This is a genomic window from Xenophilus sp. (assembly GCF_044462705.1).
Classification (GTDB): domain Bacteria; phylum Pseudomonadota; class Gammaproteobacteria; order Burkholderiales; family Burkholderiaceae_C; genus Xenophilus; species Xenophilus azovorans.
In genome coordinates, this window is sequence record NZ_JBIQNC010000070.1 from 3,622 (window position 1) to 20,947 (window position 17,326).

Genomic DNA, 17,326 nt, shown 5'->3' on the forward strand with positions numbered 1-17,326 from the left:
TCGTGCTCGACCAGCAGCACCGAGACGTTCCAGCGCGAGGTCAGCGCCTTCAGGTGCTGGGCCAGGTCGAGCGACTCCTTGACCGACAGACCGGCCATCGGCTCGTCCAGCAGCAGCACGGTGGGCCGGCCCACCAGGGCCAGCGCCAGGTCGAGCCGGCGCTGCTCGCCGTAGCCGAGGTCCTCGGCCACGTCGTCGGCGCGGGCCAGCAGGTCCAGCTCGCGCAGCACGGCCTCGGCGTCGGCCTCGCTGCCCTCGGGGTTCATGCTGTGCGCGGCCAGCTCCACCTGCCGGCGCACGCGCATCTGGCCGAAGATGCTGGTGCGCTGGAAGCTGCGCGACAGGCCGCGCCGGCGCCGCTCCACCGGGCCCAGGGTGGTGACGTCCTCGCCGCCCAGGCGCACGCGCCCGCGCGTCAGCCGGCGCCGGCCGGTGATGGCGTCGATCACCGTCGACTTGCCCGCGCCGTTGGGGCCGATCAGCCCGCGGATCTGGCCGCGCTCCAGCGTCAGGGCCACGCCGTCCAGCGCCTTCACGCCGCCGTAGTGGATGGCCACGTCCTCGGCCTGCAATACGTAGTCGCTCATGGTCTGCGTCCTCGTCGGGAAAGAGCGGCGCTCAATGCGCCGAGGCCGGGCGGCCGGCGGCGGCCCGCTTGCGCCGCGCCGGCCCGAGGCGCTCCAGCGCGCCGGCCAGGCCGGTGGGCGAGAACACGATCACGGTGATCAGCGCGATGCCGAAGATGGCCATCCAGTGGCTGGCCCAGTCGCCCAGCACGTCCTTGAACAGGAAGTACACGATGGCGCCCAGCGGCGGGCCCCACAGCGCCCGGTAGCCGCCCACCACCACCATCATCAGCGCCACGCCGGAGACGCTCCAGTGCAGCGCCTCGGGCGAGACGAAGCCGGTGTTGAGCGCCGAGAGCGAGCCGCCCAGCGCCGCGATGACGGCCGACAGCGCATAGATGGCGGCGCGCGGCGCCAGCGTGCGCAGGCCGATGAAGCGGGCGCGCTCCTCGTTGTCGCGCACCGCCTCGGTCACGGCGCCGAAGCGCCCGCGCAGCAGCAGCGCCAGGCCGGCCACCACCAGCACCATGACGCACCAGCACACCAGGAACAGCACGGCCGGCTTGAGCAGCAGCGACTGCGGCACGCCGAACAGGGTGGACGGCCAGTTGATGTTCATGCCGTCGGCGCCGCCGGTCAGGCCGCGCGAGCGCGAGGCGGTGAGGAACAGCATCTGGCCGATGGCCAGCGTCATCATGCTGAAGGCCACGCCGGGCACGCGCACGATGACCAGGCCGACGACGAAGGCGACCGCCCCGATGGCCGCCAGCACGGCGACGAGCGCCAGCTCGGCCGGCATCCAGCCGAGCTGCAGCACGATGCCCAGCGCGTAGCCGGACAGGCCGAAGTACAGGGCGTGGCCGAAGCTGACCATGCCGTTCTGCCGCAGCAGCAGCCCGACGCCGCTGGCGAACACGGCGTAGATCACGGCCTGCGTGAGCAGCGACAGCACCGTGCCCGAGCCCACCAGCGCGGCGACCGCGCCCCCCACGGCCAGCGCGCCCACGGCGGCCAGCCCGATCCGAACGATCGTCATTCCAAGTCTCCTGAAGGGTCCGAGGCGCGGGCGCTCAGGTCCGGCTGCCGGCAAAGCCGGCCGGCTTCCAGATCAGCACCGCGACCATGATCACGAAGGGCAGCACCGCCGACAGGTCGGGCAGGTAGACGGCGCCCAGCGCCTGCACCATGCCCAGCACCATCGCCGCGACGAAGGCGCCGCCGAGCGAGCCCAGCCCGCCGATCACCACCACGACGAAGGAATCGATGATCACGTCGCTGCTCATCGAGGGCGACAGCGACAGGAAGGGCGCGGCCACCACGCCGGCCAGCCCGGCCAGCGCCGTGCCCAGGCCGACCACGCCGGCCGACAGCGCGTCGGTGTTCACGCCCTGCATGGCGGTGGTGACGGGGTCGGTGCTGGCCGCGCGCACGAACAGCCCCGCCTTCGACCAGCGCAGCCAGGCCGTCAGGCCCAGCGCCACCAGTGCGCCGATGACCACCACCGCGAGGCGGTAGGCCGGCAGCGGCGTGCCGAAGAAGTCCACCGAGCGCGACAGCGCGGCCGGGGCGTCCACCGTCAGGTTGCTCTTGCCCCAGACGGTCTGCACGAAGTCCTCGATCACCAGCAGCAGGCCGAAGGTGACCAGCACCACCGTGAGCGGGTCGCGGTCCTGCAGCAGGCGGAAGCCGTAGCGGTCCAGCAGCACGCCGAACAGCGCCATCACAGCCGGCGCGCCCACCAGCGCCACCCAGAAGTTGGTCTTGAGCGCGATCGTGTAGCCGATGTAGGCGCCCAGCATGTAGAGCGAGCCGTGCGCGAAGTTGATGACGCGGCGCAGGCCGTAGATCAGCGCCAGGCCCGAGCACATGACGATCAGCAGGGCGCCGTAGACCAGGCCGTTGAAGAGGTTGATGGTCAGCATGAGGGGTTGTCTCCAGTCGTTGGCAGGTCGCCCGGCAGCGGGCCCAGGGCGGCTTCCGGCGCGCCCAGCGCCGACCAGCCGCCGTCGGCCGCCAGCGTGGCGCCGGTGACGTAGCTGGCCGCCGGCGAGGCCAGGAAGGCGATGGCGTCGGCGATCTCGTCCGGTTCGGCCATGCGGCCCAGCGGCGTGCGCGCGGCCAGGGCGCGGCCGTCGAGCGCGCCGCGCGCCACCAGCTGCGCCACCAGCGCGGTGCGCACGTAGCCGGGCGCCACCGCGTTGACGCGGATGCCCTCGCGCGCCCACTCGGCGGCCAGGGCCCGCGTCATGCCGAGCACGCCGGCCTTGGCGGCGCTGTAGGCGTTGCGCCCGGGGATGCCGCCCAGGCCGGCGATGGAACCGAGGTTGACGATGGCGCCGCGGCAGCCGCGTGCGTCGCGCGGCTGCCCGCGCATGACGGCCAGCACCGCCTGCGTCACGAGGAAGGTGCCGCGCAGGTGCACCGCCAGCACGCGGTCGAAGCCCTCGGCCGTCTGTTCCAGCGTGGACCCGGCCTGCTCTGCGATGCCGGCGTTGTTGACCAGCGCGTCGATGCGGCCGAAGCGCGCCTGCACGGCCTGCACCGCCGCGCGCACGGCATCGGCGTCGGCCACGTCGCAGCCCAGGCCCAGGTGCGCGGCGCCGAGTTCGGCGGCACGGGTGCGGGCGGCGTCGGCGCGCAGGTCCAGCAGCGCGAGCCGCCCGCCCTGCGCGGCGAGCCGGCGCGCGGCGGCCCAGCCGATGCCGTCGGCCGCGCCGGTGACGAGGGCCACGCGCCCTTCCATGGCCGCAGCGCTCATCGCGGCAGCGCGGCGACGGCGCCATGCCGGCCGATTCCGGCATGCCTGACGGCACGCGACGACCGCCGCGCGGGCCGCGGGCGGCACGGGGGCGGGAAGGGGGAAGGCATGGCGGTCGTCTCCTTTTTCTCTCTTGCTGGCGCGCATGCGCGATGCGCTTGCATGGCGCCGGATTCTTGGCCGTTGGCCGCCTCGGCGGCTTGACGTTTTCAGCCAATGACCGGACGTTTCGTGCATGCCCGTTCAGGGCTTTCCCGAAGCCGGGACGCGCGCCGCGGCGTGGCGCGCGGCCTGCCGCGCGAACACCAGGCCGGGGCCGATCGTGATGCCCGGCGCCATGTAGACGCCACCCATCGCGGAATGCATGTCGTTGCCCACGGCGTACAGGCCGGGGATGGGCGTGCCGGACGCATCGAGCACGCGCGCGTCGGCGTCGGTAGCGAAGCCCTGCGCGGCGCCGATGTCGCCGGGATACAGCCGCACGGCGTAGAACGGCCCCTGCGCCAGCGGTCCCAGGCTGGGGTTGGGGCCGGGCCAGGCCGGGTCGCCCAGGTTGCGCTGGTAGGCCGTCTCGCCGCGGTGGAAGTCGGGGTCATGGCCGGCCTCGGCGTGGGCGTTGAAGCGCTCGACGGTCGCAGCCAGGCGCGCCGGGTCGATGGCCAGCGCGCGCGCGAGGTCGGCCAGCGTTTCGCCGCGCACCAGGTAGCCGTCGGCCAGGAAGGGCGCCAGCCCCCTGCCGCCCGGGCGCACCATGCCCAGCCCGTACTTGCGCAGCGCGGCGGCATCGCAGACGAGGAAGGCCGGCACGGCGCCGGCGCGCTGCATCGCCAGGCCGAACAGGTGGTAGGAGGTGCTCTCGTTGACGAAGCGCTCGCCGGCCTGGTCGACGGCCAGCACGCCGGGCTTGGCGCGGTCCATCACGAAGTGGGGGAACACGGCGATGCTGCCGTCGGGCCGGACGCGGCGCGATACCGGCGCCCAGAAGGCGGGGCTCATCGCGCCCTCGCCGTAGCGCGCGCCGACGGCCTCGGCCGGCGCGTGCGCCTCGCCGGTGTGGCCCGGGGCGCCGGGGCACCAGCCGATGTCGATGCCCGGCAGCAGGGCGCGACGCCGCTCGGGGTGGCGGTTGAAGCCGCCGCTGGCCAGCACCACGCCGCCGCGCACACGCACCCGGCGGCGCTCGCCGCCCTGCACCAGCACGGCGGCGTCCACACCCGTCGCGCCGCGTTCGAGTTCGACGAGGCGGGTGTCCAGCGCCAGCGTCACCTCCTCGCGCTGCGCGAGCGAGTACAGCAGCCGCGCCACGTGGGCGTTGCCCATCACCAGGCGCGTGCCGCGCGGGTGACCGAGCCGGTCGCGCGCGTGCCGCGCCAGCAGCGCGACGGCGTGGCGGAAGGAGGCCCACGACTTCGTCATGCCCAGCAGGTGGTTGATGTCGGTGCGGTCGACCATCATCCCGCCGAGCACGGTGAACTCGGGGATGGGCGGGCGCAGCAGGGCGAACAGCGCGCCCAGGCGGCGGCCGTCGAAGGGCAGCGGCTCCAGCGCGCGGCCGGCCAGGGTCGAGCCGCCCAGGTCGGAGATGTAGTCGGGGTGGCGCGGGTAGGCGCGGAACTTCATTTCCGTCTGCGCTTCCAGCTCGTCCACCGTGGCCGCGCCTTCCGCGAGCAGCACTTCGCGCAGCGCGCGGTCGGCGCGGTCGCCGATGGCGTTGTCGAGATAGCGCGCGGCCTCGGCCAGCGTGTCGCCGGGGTTGACCTGCGCACCCTGCCGCGTGCCGGGGATCCAGCTGGTGCCGGCCGACAGCGCGGTGGTGCCGCCGACGTGGCCGGTGGCCTCGACCAGCAGCACGCTGGCGCCGCGCAGCGCGGCGAACAGCGCGGCGGCCAGGCCGGCGCCGCCGGCGCCCACCACCAGCAGGTCGAAGGCCGCGTCCCCGGGCAGGGCCTGGAGCGTGTCCAGCCGCTTCATGCCGCCGCCTCCGCCAGGAAGTCCACCATCAGGTCGCGCACGCAGGCGAACATGTCGTTGCCGGTGCTGGTGTCCAGGCCGCGCGCGCGGGCCGCGGCGATCAGCGGCGTGACGGCCGGCTGCGTGACCACGCAGGCGACAAAGGTGCCGGGCGCCAGACCTTCGGCCTGCACCGGCAGCGGGTCGTCCTCGCGCATGCCGGCGGGCGAGGCGTTGACCACCAGGTCGAAGCCGGCCGGATCGGCCGAGCCGGCGGCCACCGGGCAGCGGCCTAGGCCGGCGAGGCGCCCGACCAGCGCGTCGCGCCGCGCGGCGTCGCCGTCGTGCACCGCCAGCTGCGCCACGCCCGCCAGCACCAGCGCATGCGCGATGGCGGTGCCGGCGCCGCCGGCGCCCACCAGCAGCGCGCGGCGGCCGGCCGGGTCGCAGCCGTGCCCGCGCAGCGCCTGCACGCAGCCCAGGCCGTCGAACATGTCGCCGTGCCAGCGGCCGCCGGCCGTGCGGCGCAGCGTGTTCACCGCGCCCAGGAAGGCGGCGCGCTCCGACAGCGTGGCGCACAGCGCGGCGCTGGCGAACTTGTGCGGCACGGTGACGATGACGCCGTCCACGTTCTGCGCCAGCGAGACGCCGCGCAGCCAGTCCGCGAGATCGTCCGGCGCCACATGCGCGGGCACCACCACCGCCTGCAGGCCGCGCGCCTGGAAGGCCTGGGTCACGCCCTGGGGGGATTTCACCTGCGCGATCGGGTCGCCCACGATGAAGTGCACGCGGGTCGCCCCGCTCAGCCGGATGTCGGTGTCCGCCACGCTGTTGTCTCCTTGAATGGAGCGCGATCCTACATAAAACTGGAATCATGTTCAATATTTGAATTTGATTCAGATTTCGAATACAGTCGCCTCCATTCCAAGGAGACACCGTGGTTCGCACTCCCATTGCCCTGGTCGGCGCGGGTGTCATCGCCCGCACCCACATCGACCGCCTGGCGCACAGCGACGGCGCGGTCCTGGCCGCGATCGCCGATCCCGCGCCGGGTGCCCGCGCCGTGGCCGAAGCGGCCGGCGTGCCCTGCTTCGCCGACCACCGCGAGATGCTGGCGCGCGTGCGCCCGGCCGGCGTGATCGTGGCGACGCCCAACGCGCTGCACGTGCCGGTGGCGCTGGACTGCCTGGCCCGGAGCATCCCGGTGCTGGTGGAGAAGCCCGTGGCCGACACGGTGGAGGACGCGCGGCGCCTGGTCGAGGCGCAGGCCGCCAGCGGCGTGCCGGTGCTGGTCGGCCACCACCGGCGGCACAACCCCATCGTTCAGCGCGCCCGCGCCCTGGTGCAGGAGGGGCGCCTGGGCCGCCTGGTGGCCGTGCATGCGCAGGCCACCTTCCTCAAGCCCGACGCGTACTTCGACGTGGCCTGGCGGCGCGAGCCCGGCGGCGGCCCGGTGCTGATCAACCTGATCCACGACATCGACCTGCTGCGCTTCCTGGCCGGCGAGGTGGAGGACGTGATCTCGGCCACCAGCAGCGCGGTGCGCGGCTTCGCGGTGGAGGACACGGCCGCCGCCGTGCTGCGCTTCGCCGGCGGCGCGCTGGGCACGGTGCTGGCGTCCGACGCCGCGGTCTCGCCCTGGTGCTGGGACTTCTGCGCCGGCGAGCAGCCGCAGTACCCGCGCCAGGCCGTGCAGTCGCATTACCTGTCGGGCACCGAAGGCTCGCTCTCGCTGCCCGACCTGGCGCTGTGGCGCTACGCCGGCGAGCGCAGCTGGCACGCCGAGATGACGCTCGAGCAGACCGTGGTGCACGCCGCCGACCCGTACACGCGCCAGCTCGCGCACTTCCGCGCCCTGATCGAAGGCGACGCCGCCGAGCCCCTGTGCAGCGCCGAGGACGGCCTGCGCACCCTCGCGGCCACCCGCGCCGTGCTGGCCGCAGCCGCTTGAATCCATGCCGTACCCTCGCCGCTCCACGAACGACACGGAAGACCCGTCATGAGCAGCGTTCTCGACCGCACCCTGGGCATCCTCGAACTGCTGTCGCGCCACGGCGAGGGCCTGGAGCTGGCCTCCATCGCCGACCAGCTCAACATGCCGCGCAGCGCGGCGCACCGCCTGCTGGTCGACCTGGTGCGCACCGGCTACGTGCGCCAGCCGCGCGAACTGGGCAGCTACATGCTGACCACCAAGCTGGTCTCGCTGGGCCTGTCCTTCCTCAGCGCGAGCGGCATCGTCGACTTCTCGCAGCCGCTGCTGGACCGGCTGGCCGAGATCTCCGGCGAGCTGGTGCGCCTGTCGGTGGTGGACGGCGAGCGGCTGACCTGGGTGGCGCGCGCGCAGGGCGCGCGCCAGGGCCTGCGCTACGACCCCGACATGGGCAGCGACGCGCGCCTGTCGTGCTCCGCCTCAGGGCTGGCCTGGATGGCAGCGCTGGACGACGAGCAGGCCCTCGCGCTGGCCTCGCGCCAGGGCCTCGGCCGGCCGGAGGAGTACGGCCCGAACGCGCCGCGCACGCTGCAGGAGATGCTCGCTCGCGTGCACGCCGCCCGCGAGCGCGGCTACAGCACCACGGTGGACACCTACACCCTCGGCCTCTCGGCCATGGCCGCGCCGGTGCGCCTGGCCGGCCAGCCGCCGATCGGCGTGATCACCATCGCCGGGCCCAGCGCCCGCTTCACCGAGGCGCGCATGGACGCGCTGGCACCCGAGCTGCTGGCCATCGCCGAGCAGATGGCGGCCGCCAGCGGCACCTCGCCCTTCTTCCAGCGCCCGTCGCAAGCGCGCCAGGCGGCCGCCAAGCGGCGGCCGATCTACGCCGAATAGCCTTCATGCCCGAGCCCGCCACCACGCCGTCGATCGCCTGCGACCTGCTCGTGCTGGGCTCCGGAGCCGGAGGGCTGGCCGCCGCAGTCACGGCCGCGCACCTCGGCCTCGCGGTGGTGCTGGCGGAGAAGGAGCCGCTCCTCGGCGGCACCACGGCCTGGTCGGGCGGCTGGATGTGGGTCCCGCGCAACCCGCTGGCGCGCGCGGCCGGCATCGAGGAAGACATCGAGCGCCCGCTGGCCTACCTGCGCCACGAACTGGGCGAGCGCTTCGACGAGGCGCACGCCCGCGCTTACCTCGAAGCGGCGCCGCGCATGGTGGACTTCTTTCGCCGCCACACCGCACTGCAGTTCATCGACGGCAACGCGATCCCCGACTTCCACGGCCGCACGCCGGACGCGGCCCTGGGCGGACGCTCCGTGTGCGCCGCCCCCTTCGATGCGCGTCGCCTGGGCGCGCGCCGCGGCCTGCTGCGCCCGCCGCTGGCCGAGACCACGCTGTGGGGCATGGGCATCGCCTCGGGCGCGGAGCTGCGGCACTTCCTGAACGCGCTGCACAAGCCGGCCTCCTTCGCCTACGTCGCGCGGCGCGTGCTGGGCCACGGGCGCGACCTGCTGCTGCACCGGCACGCCATGCGGCTGGTCAACGGGCATGCGCTGGCCGGTGCGCTGGCGGCCTCGGCCTTCGAGGCGGGCGTCGACGTCCGCACGCGCCATGCCGCGCGCCGGCTGCTGCGCGACGGCGCCCGCGTGCACGGCGCCGTGCTCGACGGTCCGGACGGCCCGCTGCGCGTCGAGGCGGCGCGCGGCGTGGTGCTGGCCTGCGGCGGCTTCCCGCACGACGCGGCGCGCAAGAAGGCGCTGCTGCCGCACGCGCCGAACGGCACGGAACACCGCTCGGCCGCCGTCTGGGCCGACACCGGCGACGGCCTGCGCCTGGGCGAGTCGGCTGGCGGCATCGTCGATGCCTCGCAGACGAGCGCCGCCGCGCTGGCCCCCGTGTCGCTGGTGCCGCGTGCCGACGGCACGGTGGCGCACTTCCCGCACCTGATCGAGCGCGCCAAGCCCGGCCTGATCGCGGTGCGCGAGGACGGCCGGCGCTTCGTCAACGAAGCCGACTCCTACTACGACTTCATGCAAGCCCTGCTGGCGGCCACGCCGGCCGGCCGGCCGGTGCAGGCATGGCTGGTCTGCGACCACGCCTTCATCCGCCGCTACGGCCTGGGCGCCGCCAAGCCTGCGCCGCTGCCCCTGCGCGGCTGGCTGGCCAACAGCTACCTGCGCCGCGGCCGCACGCTGGCCGAACTGGCCGGCGCCTGCGGCATCGACGCCGGCGGGCTGCAGGCCACCGTGGCGCGCTGGAACGCGATGGCCGCCGCCGGCCGCGACGAGGACTTCGCGAAGGGCGAGACGCTCTACAACCGCGTGCAGGGCGACGCCGCCGCCGGCCATGCCAACCCCTGCATGGCGCCGGTCGAACGCGGCCCCTTCTACGCCGTGCGCGTGGTGCCCGGCAGCCTGGGCACCTTCGCCGGCCTGAAGACCGACACCGACGCGCGCGTGCTCGATGCATCCGGCGCGCCCATCCCCGGCCTGTACGCGGCCGGCAACGACATGAACAGCCTGATGGGCGGGCGCTACCCCAGCGGCGGCATCACCCTGGGCCCCGCCATGACCTTCGGCCACCTGGCCGCGCGGCACGCGGCCGGCACGCCGGCCGACGCCGACCTGCACTGAACCGGACAAGCACCCATGTACTACGAACTCGCCACCCTCACCCTGCCCTTCGGCACCACGGCCCAGGCCGCGACGCAGGTCCACGCCTTCGCCACCGCGCCCGAGGCGCAGGGCGAACTGCTCGCCTGCTGGTCCACCGACATCGGCACGCTCAACCGCATGATCGTGCTGCGCGGCTTCGCCGACCTGGCCGCGCTGCAGGCCGAGCGCGAGCGCACGCAGCGCGCGGCCAGTCCCTTCGGCTGCGGCGATCTCTACCAGCACCTTGAACTGGCCAGCTACCGCGGCTTCCCGTGGATGAAGCCGGCGCGCCCCAGCGCCGAATCGGGCATCGCCGGGCCGGTCTACGAGATCCGTACCTACGGCATCCGGCCCGGCGGCACGCAGCCCACCATCGACCTGTGGCAGCAGTACCTGCCGGCGCGCGAGGCGATCTCGCCCTGCGTCGTCGCCATGGTGGCGCTGGACGGCGCGCCGCGCTTCACCAACATCTGGGCCTACCCCGGCCTGGACGCGCGCAGCCGGGCGCGCGCCGACGCCGTGGCGCAAGGCCTCTGGCCGCCCAAGGGCGGGCCTTCGCACCTGACCACGGACATGGTGTCGACCATCGCCCTGCCCACCTCCGTCTCGCCGATGCAGTAAAGCCCGACATGACCCGCGCCCTCTCCCTCGCCTACCTCACCTCCCACCGCTGCACGCCGCCCGAGGCGGTGGCGCTGGCCGCGCGCCAGGGCTACGGCTTCGTCGGCCTGCGCCTGTGGCCCAACGCACCGGGCGGCCCGCAGCAGCACCTGCTGGGCCGGCCCGACGTGCTGCGCGAGACGCAGGCCGCGTTGCGCGACACCGGCGTCGGCGTGTTCGACCTGGAGCTGATCCGCATCGGCGCGGACTTCGACGCCGGCCGCTGGGCCGCGCTGTACGAGGCCGGCGCGGCGCTGGGCGCGCGCGCCATCCTGGTGGCCGGCGACGACACCGACGAGGCCCGCCTGACGCAGAACTACGCCCGCCTGTGCGAGGCGATGCGCCCCTTCGGCATGACGGCCGACCTGGAGTTCATGCCCTGGACGGGCGTGCCCGATGCGCAGGCGGCGCTGCGGGTCGTGCGCAACGCGGGCATGCCGGGCAACGCCGGCATCCTGGTCGACGCACTGCACTTCGGCCGCTCGCACACCTCGCTGGAGGACATCCGCGCCCTCCCGCGCGCGCTGCTGCACTACGCCCAGATCTGCGACGGCGCGCCCGGCACGCACTTCACGACCGAAGAGATGATCCACACCGCGCGCTGCGCCCGCCTGATGCCCGGCGAGGGCGGCATCGACCTGGCCGGCCTGTTCGCCGCACTGCCGGCCGACCTGCCGGTGAGCGTGGAGGTGATCCACGAGGAGCGCGAGCGCGACGCCTCGCCCGACGCCTGGGCCGCGGCATGCCTGGCGGCGAGCCGGCCGTTCCTGGGGTAGCGACATGGACCGCCTGCCCTTCTTCTTCGGCGCCCGCTGGTTCAGCAGCGCGTAACAGGCTCCCCCCGTTTGGCCGGCCTCACTGCGTGTGGCCGGCCCATACCCCCCAAGGGGCGCACCCCGCGGCCTGGCAGAGCCAGTTCCGCGGGTGCGCTGGCATGGCCTGCTCCGCGGCCATCTGATCGGAACCATTCATCGAGACACCCCATGGACTTCACCCTCAACGACGAACAGAAGATGATGATCGACACGGTGCGTCGCTTCATCGCCGAGGAGCTGCGGCCGCTGGAAGACCGCCTCGAGGCCGACGGCGCGCTGGCGCGCGAGACGGCGCAGGCGATCCACGGCAAGGCCCTCGCCCTCGGCCTGTACGCCCTCAACATGCCGGCCGAGCTGGGCGGCGGCGGCCTGTCGAACCTCGACCGCATCCTGTGCGAGGAGCAGTTCGGCCACACCAGCGACCAGCTGATCCGCCGCGCCTTCGGCAACGTCTACGAACCGCTGCTGCACTGCCGCGGCGAGCAGATCGAGCGCTGGCTGGCCCCCTCCGTGCGCGGCGAGCGCACCGCCGCCATCGCCATCACCGAGCCGGGCGCCGGCTCCGACGCCGCCGGCATCCGCACCCGCGCCGAGAAGACCGCCACCGGCTGGGTGCTCAACGGCAGCAAGCACTTCATCAGCGACGGCGAGTGGAGCGACTTCTTCCTGGTCTCGGCCCGCACGGGCGAAAAGGAGATCAGCATGTTCATGGTCGACAAGGGCCTGCCCGGCTTCACCGTCGGCAAGGACCAGCCGATGATGGGCATCCGCGGCACGCCGCACGTCGAGCTGTTCTTCGACAACGTGCCGCTGGACGACGCGGCCCTGCTGGGCGAACGCGGCCAGGGCTTCAAGCTGGCGATGGGCGCGCTCAACGTGGTGCGCCTGGCGCAGGTGGGCGCGCGCGCCGTGGGCAAGGCCAGCCACGTGTGCGAGCTGATGCTGCAGTACGCCGGCGAGCGCCGGCAGTTCGACACCCGCATCGGCGACTTCCAGATGGTCCAGCAGATGCTGGCCGACAGCGTCATCGAGGTCAACGCGGCGCGCTGGATGGTCTACCACGCCGCCTGGATGCTGGACCAGGGCCTGGACGCGCGCGAGCAGATCGCCATGGTCAAGGTGCACGCGGCCGAGACGCTGGGCCGCGTGGTCGACCGCGCGGTGCAGGTGTTCGGCGGCATGGGCTTCTGCAAGGAGCTGCCCATCGAGCGCTACTACCGCGACGCGCGCATCTTCCGCATCTTCGACGGCACCAGCGAGATCCACCGCGGCGTGATCGCCAAGGCGGCGCTGAAGAAGGGCGCCGTGCTGTTCGACGTGAACCGCTGAGGGAGACACCCATGGCAGACGGCAAGTTCATGGCGGCCGCCGAGGCGGCGGCCCTCATCCGCGACGGCGACACGGTGGGCCTGATGGGCGGCGGCGGCGGGCTGATGGAGGCCACGCACCTGTTCGAGGCGGTGCAGGCGCGCTTCCTCGCCACGCAGCAGCCGCGCAATCTCACGCTGATCCACGCCTTGGGCATCGGCGACAAGAAGACCAAGGGCATGAACTGCTTCGCGCACGAAGGCCTGGTCAAGCGCGTGGTCGGCGGGCACTGGGTCTGGTCGCCGGCGATGCAGCAGCTAGCGCTGGCGGACAAGATCGAGGCCTACATCCTGCCCGGCGGCGTGTCGAGCCAGCTGATGCGCGAGATCGGCGCCGGCCGGCCGGGGCTGGTCTCGCACGTCGGCCTGGGCACGGTGTGCGACCCGCGCCATGGCGGCGGGCGCATGAACGGGGCGGCGAAGGACGACCTGGCCGAGGTCGTCACCATCGACGGGCGCGAGTGGCTGCGCTACAAGCCCTTCCCGATCCACGTGGCGATCGTGCGCGCCAGCGCCGCCGACGAGGACGGCAACATCAGCTTCGAGCACGAGGCCGCCAACCTCGACGCGCAGTCGCTGGCGCTGGCCGCGCGCAACAGCGGCGGCACCGTCATCGTGCAGGTGGCCGAGCGGCTGCCGCGCGGCGCGCTCAAGGCGCGCGAGGTGCGCATCCCCTCGGCCTGGGTCGATGCGATCGTGGTCGATCCGCAGCAGCGCACCAGCTACGACATTCCCTTCGACCCGGCCTTCAGCGGCGAGCTGACCGGCGCCGCCCGGCGCGAGAGCGAGGCGGCCGACCACGCCCGCGAGCGGGCCGCCGCGCAGGAGGCCTTCGGCGAGCGCCAGGCGGTGGCGCGGCGCGCGGCGCTGGAGCTGTTCAACACCGGCAAGGCGCGGCCCGTCATCAACTACGGGGTGGGCGTGCCCGACGCGGTGGCCAAGCTGATCGCGGCGCGCGACGAGCAGCACCGCATCTACCAGACCATCGAGCACGGCACCTACGGCGGTACGCTGATGGACGGCGTGCTGTTCGGCTACGCGCGCAACGCGACGGCCATGCTCGACGCCGCCACGCAGTTCGACTTCTACGGCGGCGGCGGGCTGGACGTGGCCTTCCTGGGCTTCGGCGAGTTCGACGAGGAAGGCAGCGTCAACGTCTCGCGCCTGGGCGGCGTGACGGTGGGCCCGGGCGGCTTCATCGACATCGCGCAGAACGCGCGCAAGGTGGTGTTCTGCGGCACGCTGGCGGCCAAGGGCGTGAAGCTGGCCACCGGCGACGGCCGCATGCGCGTGCTGCAGCAGGGCGGCGTGCGGAAGCTGGTGCGCCGGGTGGACCAGATCACCTTCAGCGGCCCGCAGGCGCTGCGGCGCGGCCAGGAGGTGCTGTACCTCACCGAGCGCGCCAGCTTCCGGCTCACGGCCGAGGGCGTGGAGGTGTTCGAGATCGCGCCCGGCATCGACCTGGCGCGCGACGTGCTGGCGCAGATGGATTTCGCGCCGCGCGTGGCCGAGCCGCTGCGCGTGATGGACGCGGCCCACTTCACCGCTGCGGAGGACGCGGCATGAGCGATACCGCAACGTTCCGCCTGGCCGGCATCATGGGCTGGCCGGTGGCGCATTCGCGCTCGCCGCGGCTGCACGGCCACTGGCTGGCCGAACATGGCCTGGCGGGCGCGTACGTGCCGCTGCCGGTGCCGCCCGAGCGGCTGGGCGAGGCCGTGCGCGGCCTGCGCGCGCTGGGTTTCGCCGGCTGCAACGTGACCATCCCGCACAAGGTGGCGGTGATGGCGCACCTGGACGAGGTGGAGCCGATGGCGCGGCTGATCGGCGCCGTCAACACCATCGTCGTGCTGCCCGACGGCCGTCTGCTCGGCCGCAACACCGACGGCGAGGGCTGGCTGCAGGGCCTGCGCGACGCGCACCCCGGCTGGCGCGCCGACACCGGCCCGGCCGTGATGCTGGGCGCCGGCGGCGCGGCGCGCGCGGTGGGCGCCGCGCTGGTGGCGCAGGGCGTGCCGGCGCTGCGCATCGCCAACCGCACGCGCGCCAGAGCCGAGGCGCTCGCGGCCAGCCTGGGGCCGGTGGCGACGGTGCACGACTGGTCCGAACGCGAGGCTTTGCTGGACGATGCGGCGCTGCTGGTCAACACCACCAGCCAGGGCATGCAGGGCAAGCCGCCGCTGGAACTGTCGCTGGCGCGCCTGCCGCGCACGGCCATGGTGTCCGACGTGGTCTACACGCCGCTGGAGACGCCGCTGCTGGCGGCCGCACGCTCGCGCGGCAACCCGGCCGCCGACGGCCTGGGCATGCTGCTGAGCCAGGCCCGGCCGGGCTTCGCGGCGTGGTTCGGCGTCACGCCCGAGGTCACGCCGGCGCTGCGCGCGCTGATGGCCGCTTAAGGCGCCACCCAGGCCGGCATGGCGGCGGCGCGGATCAGCTGCGTCTCCTGCGCCGTGATCAGGTGGCCGGACGCGGCCAGGTACTTGGGGAAGTCCGGGTGCGTGTCGCGCGCCCGGCAGCGGCGCTCGTAGTCGGCCAGGTCCTCGTAGGCCCACAGGTGGGTGAATTGGTTCTGCGGCCCGACCACGCTGGTCCAGAAGCCCAGCGGGTGGCCCAGCGTCTCCAGCAGCACCGGCATGGCCAGCTCGTTGAACACCTGCAGGAACTCGGGCATCTTGCGCAGCGCGATGGTGTAGACGCGGTGGTCCACCCAGGGACGGGCGGGGGCGGTGGCGATGACGGTCATGCGGGGACTCCTTGCTCGGGGCGGATGGCGGGCGCGGCAGCGGCCCGGTCGGCGATGTGCTGGCCGGTCACGTAGGCGAACACCATGTTCGGCCCGTGCGTGATGCCGGCCCCAGGATAGCTGCCGCCCATCATGCTGGCGCGGTCGTTGCCCACCGCGTACAGGCCGGCGATGGCGGAGCCGTCGCGGCGCAGCACCTCGCCCGTCAGGCCGGTCTGCAGGCCATCGAAGGTGCCCAGGTCGCCCATCACCACGCGCACGGCGTAGAAGGGGCCTTGCTGCACGGGCGCCACGCAGGGGTTGGGGCCGTGCTCGGGGTCGGCCAGGTAGCGGTTGAAGGCGCTCTTGCCGCGGCCGAAGGCCGGGTCCTCGCCGCGCACGGCATGCTCGTTGTAGGCGCGCACGGTGGCCTCCAGGCCGGCCGGGTCGATGCCGGCGTTGCGCGCCAGCTCGGCCAGCGTGGCGCCGCGCAGCAGGTAGCCGCTGCGCAGGTGCGGGCCCAGCGGCATCGGCGCGGGCTTGACGTAGCCCAGGCCGTACTTCGCCAGGCAGGCCTTGTCGCAGACCAGCCACATGACCGTTTCCTTCTCGCCCTCGCAGGCGCGCACCAGGGCGGCGCCCACGTCGTGGTACGACTCCGACTCGTTGGTGAAACGCCGGCCGTTCTTCAGCACGCCGATCACGCCGGGCTTGTAGCGGTCGAGCAGGTGCGGGAAGACGCCCTCGCGGCCGTTGCCCAGGGGCACGCGCGAGACCGGCATCCAGGCCGCGCTGTCGGCATAGCGGATGTCGGCCACGCCGCCGGCGGACTCGGCCAGCGCCAGGCCGTCGCCGGTGTTGCTCACGGGCGTGGGCGACAGGTGCTCGCCGCCGCGCGCCACGTGCGGATAGGCCTGGGCGATGCGCTTGAGGTCGTGCGGGAAGCCGCCGCAGGCCAGCACCACGCCGTGGCGCGCGTGCAGACGCCGCACGCCGTCCGGCCCTTCGACCTGCACGCCGACCACGCGGCCGCCCTCGACGACCAGCTGGCGCACCGGCGTCGAGGTCTCAATGGGAATGCCCAGGTCCAGCGCCGAGCGCGCCAGCCGCGCGGCCAGCGCGTTGCCGCTGGTCACCTGCACGCCGCGCCGGTAGAGCAGCAGCTCCTTCACGTGCGTGGCCAGGCGCCTGGCGACGTACAGGAAGGAGGTGAGCGACTTGGTCGCGCGGAAGAAGTGCTTCAGGTCCGCGTTGGACGAGTTGAACATCATCCCGATGAAGGTGATGGTCTCCAGCGGCGGCTTCAGGCGCGCCATGTCCGGGCCCAGCCCGCGGATGTCGTAGGGCGCGGCCAGGATGGAGCGGCCCACCTGCGCGCCGCCGGGGGCGTCGCAGTGGTAGTCGGGGTAGAGCGTGGGCACGAACTGCATCTGCGTCTCGCGCTGCAGGAACTCGACCATCTCCGAGCCCTTATCGATCAGCGCATCGGCGGCGGCCTGGTCGTAGAAGCGCCCGCTCTCGTGCATGAGGTAGGTGCGCACCGCCTCGCGCGTGTCGGCCGGGTTCTGCTGGCGGCCGTGCGGGCCCATGGGGATCCACAGCACGCCGCCCGACAGGGCGGTGGTGCCGCCGAACACCGGCTCCTTCTCCAGCACCACGACGTCGAGCCCGCGCTTGCGGGCGGTGATGGCGCAGGTCAGCCCGGCCGCGCCGGAGCCGACCACGATCAGGTCGAAGGTTTCGTTCACTTTCAGTCTCCTTGTGTGCTCAGTTGTCGCCAGGTTGAGGCCGAACGAAGCAAGGCGACGCCAGCGACGGTTCGGACGGCCGCGGAGCAGGCCATGCGAGTGCACCCGCGGAACCGGCTTTGCCGGGCCGCCGGGTGCGCCCCCTTGAGGGGG

At 73.7% G+C, this 17,326-nt stretch carries 16 protein-coding genes; 8 read left to right on the forward strand and 8 right to left on the reverse strand.

Annotated elements, in window-relative coordinates:
* The 6 genes from ACIY1X_RS12440 to ACIY1X_RS12465 all read right to left on the reverse strand — a co-directional run.
* Window positions 1-587, reverse strand: a 587-nt coding sequence (locus ACIY1X_RS12440; protein WP_399680872.1) for an ATP-binding cassette domain-containing protein, incomplete at its 3' end; no start/stop codon positions are given.
* A gap of 31 nt (window positions 588-618) precedes the next feature.
* Window positions 619-1,602, reverse strand: a complete 984-nt coding sequence (locus ACIY1X_RS12445) for a branched-chain amino acid ABC transporter permease (protein WP_399680874.1) — start codon at window positions 1,600-1,602, stop codon at window positions 619-621.
* A gap of 34 nt (window positions 1,603-1,636) precedes the next feature.
* Entirely contained in the window at window positions 1,637-2,488 is an 852-nt protein-coding gene (locus tag ACIY1X_RS12450) for a branched-chain amino acid ABC transporter permease (RefSeq protein ID WP_038208011.1), read from the reverse strand.
* Window positions 2,482-3,324: an SDR family NAD(P)-dependent oxidoreductase gene (locus ACIY1X_RS12455; protein WP_399680876.1), complete on the reverse strand. Its 843-nt coding sequence runs from the start codon at window positions 3,322-3,324 to the stop codon at window positions 2,482-2,484. Before ACIY1X_RS12455 ends, ACIY1X_RS12450 begins: the two co-directional genes overlap by 7 nt.
* 243 nt (window positions 3,325-3,567) lie before the next feature.
* Window positions 3,568-5,295, reverse strand: coding sequence for an FAD-dependent oxidoreductase (locus ACIY1X_RS12460; protein ID WP_399680878.1), 1,728 nt, complete (start codon window positions 5,293-5,295; stop codon window positions 3,568-3,570).
* Entirely contained in the window at window positions 5,292-6,101 is an 810-nt protein-coding gene (locus ACIY1X_RS12465) for a shikimate dehydrogenase family protein (protein WP_399680880.1), read from the reverse strand. Before ACIY1X_RS12465 ends, ACIY1X_RS12460 begins: the two co-directional genes overlap by 4 nt.
* A gap of 110 nt (window positions 6,102-6,211) precedes the next feature.
* Between ACIY1X_RS12465 and ACIY1X_RS12470 the strand changes: the two genes are divergently transcribed.
* The 8 genes from ACIY1X_RS12470 to ACIY1X_RS12505 all read left to right on the forward strand — a co-directional run bounded on the left by ACIY1X_RS12470 (window position 6,212) and on the right by ACIY1X_RS12505 (window position 15,099).
* Window positions 6,212-7,225, forward strand: coding sequence for a Gfo/Idh/MocA family oxidoreductase (locus tag ACIY1X_RS12470; protein ID WP_399680881.1), 1,014 nt, complete (start codon window positions 6,212-6,214; stop codon window positions 7,223-7,225).
* Between the two features lie 48 nt (window positions 7,226-7,273).
* On the forward strand, window positions 7,274-8,101 hold the full coding sequence (locus tag ACIY1X_RS12475) for an IclR family transcriptional regulator (protein WP_399680883.1): 828 nt from the start codon (window positions 7,274-7,276) through the stop codon (window positions 8,099-8,101).
* A gap of 5 nt (window positions 8,102-8,106) precedes the next feature.
* Complete coding sequence (locus ACIY1X_RS12480) at window positions 8,107-9,837, forward strand: FAD-dependent oxidoreductase (RefSeq protein ID WP_399680885.1); 1,731 nt, start codon at window positions 8,107-8,109, stop codon at window positions 9,835-9,837.
* A 15-nt stretch (window positions 9,838-9,852) separates the two neighbouring features.
* Complete coding sequence (locus ACIY1X_RS12485; protein ID WP_399680886.1) at window positions 9,853-10,479, forward strand: NIPSNAP family protein; 627 nt, start codon at window positions 9,853-9,855, stop codon at window positions 10,477-10,479.
* Between the two features lie 8 nt (window positions 10,480-10,487).
* Complete coding sequence (locus ACIY1X_RS12490; protein ID WP_399680887.1) at window positions 10,488-11,294, forward strand: sugar phosphate isomerase/epimerase family protein; 807 nt, start codon at window positions 10,488-10,490, stop codon at window positions 11,292-11,294.
* A 207-nt stretch (window positions 11,295-11,501) separates the two neighbouring features.
* Entirely contained in the window at window positions 11,502-12,662 is a 1,161-nt protein-coding gene (locus ACIY1X_RS12495) for an acyl-CoA dehydrogenase family protein (protein WP_399680889.1), read from the forward strand.
* 11 nt (window positions 12,663-12,673) lie between these two features.
* Window positions 12,674-14,266: an acyl CoA:acetate/3-ketoacid CoA transferase gene (locus tag ACIY1X_RS12500; protein ID WP_399680891.1), complete on the forward strand. Its 1,593-nt coding sequence runs from the start codon at window positions 12,674-12,676 to the stop codon at window positions 14,264-14,266.
* Window positions 14,263-15,099, forward strand: coding sequence for a shikimate dehydrogenase (locus tag ACIY1X_RS12505; RefSeq protein WP_399680893.1), 837 nt, complete (start codon window positions 14,263-14,265; stop codon window positions 15,097-15,099). Before ACIY1X_RS12500 ends, ACIY1X_RS12505 begins: the two co-directional genes overlap by 4 nt.
* Here the strand turns inward: ACIY1X_RS12505 and ACIY1X_RS12510 are convergent.
* Window positions 15,096-15,446, reverse strand: a complete 351-nt coding sequence (locus ACIY1X_RS12510; RefSeq protein ID WP_038207980.1) for an NIPSNAP family protein — start codon at window positions 15,444-15,446, stop codon at window positions 15,096-15,098. The two genes, ACIY1X_RS12505 and ACIY1X_RS12510, sit on opposite strands and share 4 nt — an antisense overlap.
* The gene (locus tag ACIY1X_RS12515; protein ID WP_399680895.1) at window positions 15,443-17,173 is read right to left on the reverse strand and encodes an FAD-dependent oxidoreductase; all 1,731 of its coding nucleotides are present in this window, start codon (window positions 17,171-17,173) and stop codon (window positions 15,443-15,445) included. Before ACIY1X_RS12515 ends, ACIY1X_RS12510 begins: the two co-directional genes overlap by 4 nt.
* Window positions 17,174-17,326 lie beyond the last annotated feature (153 nt).

Coding starts and splice junctions, on each gene's coding strand:
- ACIY1X_RS12455 (WP_399680876.1), bottom strand. CDS start 3,324: ATGAGCGCTGCGGCCATGGAAGGGCGCGTGGCCCTCGTCACCGGCGCG.
- ACIY1X_RS12510 (WP_038207980.1), bottom strand. CDS start 15,446: ATGACCGTCATCGCCACCGCCCCCGCCCGTCCCTGGGTGGACCACCGC.
- ACIY1X_RS12480 (WP_399680885.1), top strand. CDS start 8,107: ATGCCCGAGCCCGCCACCACGCCGTCGATCGCCTGCGACCTGCTCGTG.
- ACIY1X_RS12485 (WP_399680886.1), top strand. CDS start 9,853: ATGTACTACGAACTCGCCACCCTCACCCTGCCCTTCGGCACCACGGCC.
- ACIY1X_RS12445 (WP_399680874.1), bottom strand. CDS start 1,602: ATGACGATCGTTCGGATCGGGCTGGCCGCCGTGGGCGCGCTGGCCGTG.
- ACIY1X_RS12450 (WP_038208011.1), bottom strand. CDS start 2,488: ATGCTGACCATCAACCTCTTCAACGGCCTGGTCTACGGCGCCCTGCTG.
- ACIY1X_RS12500 (WP_399680891.1), top strand. CDS start 12,674: ATGGCAGACGGCAAGTTCATGGCGGCCGCCGAGGCGGCGGCCCTCATC.
- ACIY1X_RS12490 (WP_399680887.1), top strand. CDS start 10,488: ATGACCCGCGCCCTCTCCCTCGCCTACCTCACCTCCCACCGCTGCACG.
- ACIY1X_RS12505 (WP_399680893.1), top strand. CDS start 14,263: ATGAGCGATACCGCAACGTTCCGCCTGGCCGGCATCATGGGCTGGCCG.
- ACIY1X_RS12495 (WP_399680889.1), top strand. CDS start 11,502: ATGGACTTCACCCTCAACGACGAACAGAAGATGATGATCGACACGGTG.
- ACIY1X_RS12460 (WP_399680878.1), bottom strand. CDS start 5,295: ATGAAGCGGCTGGACACGCTCCAGGCCCTGCCCGGGGACGCGGCCTTC.
- ACIY1X_RS12475 (WP_399680883.1), top strand. CDS start 7,274: ATGAGCAGCGTTCTCGACCGCACCCTGGGCATCCTCGAACTGCTGTCG.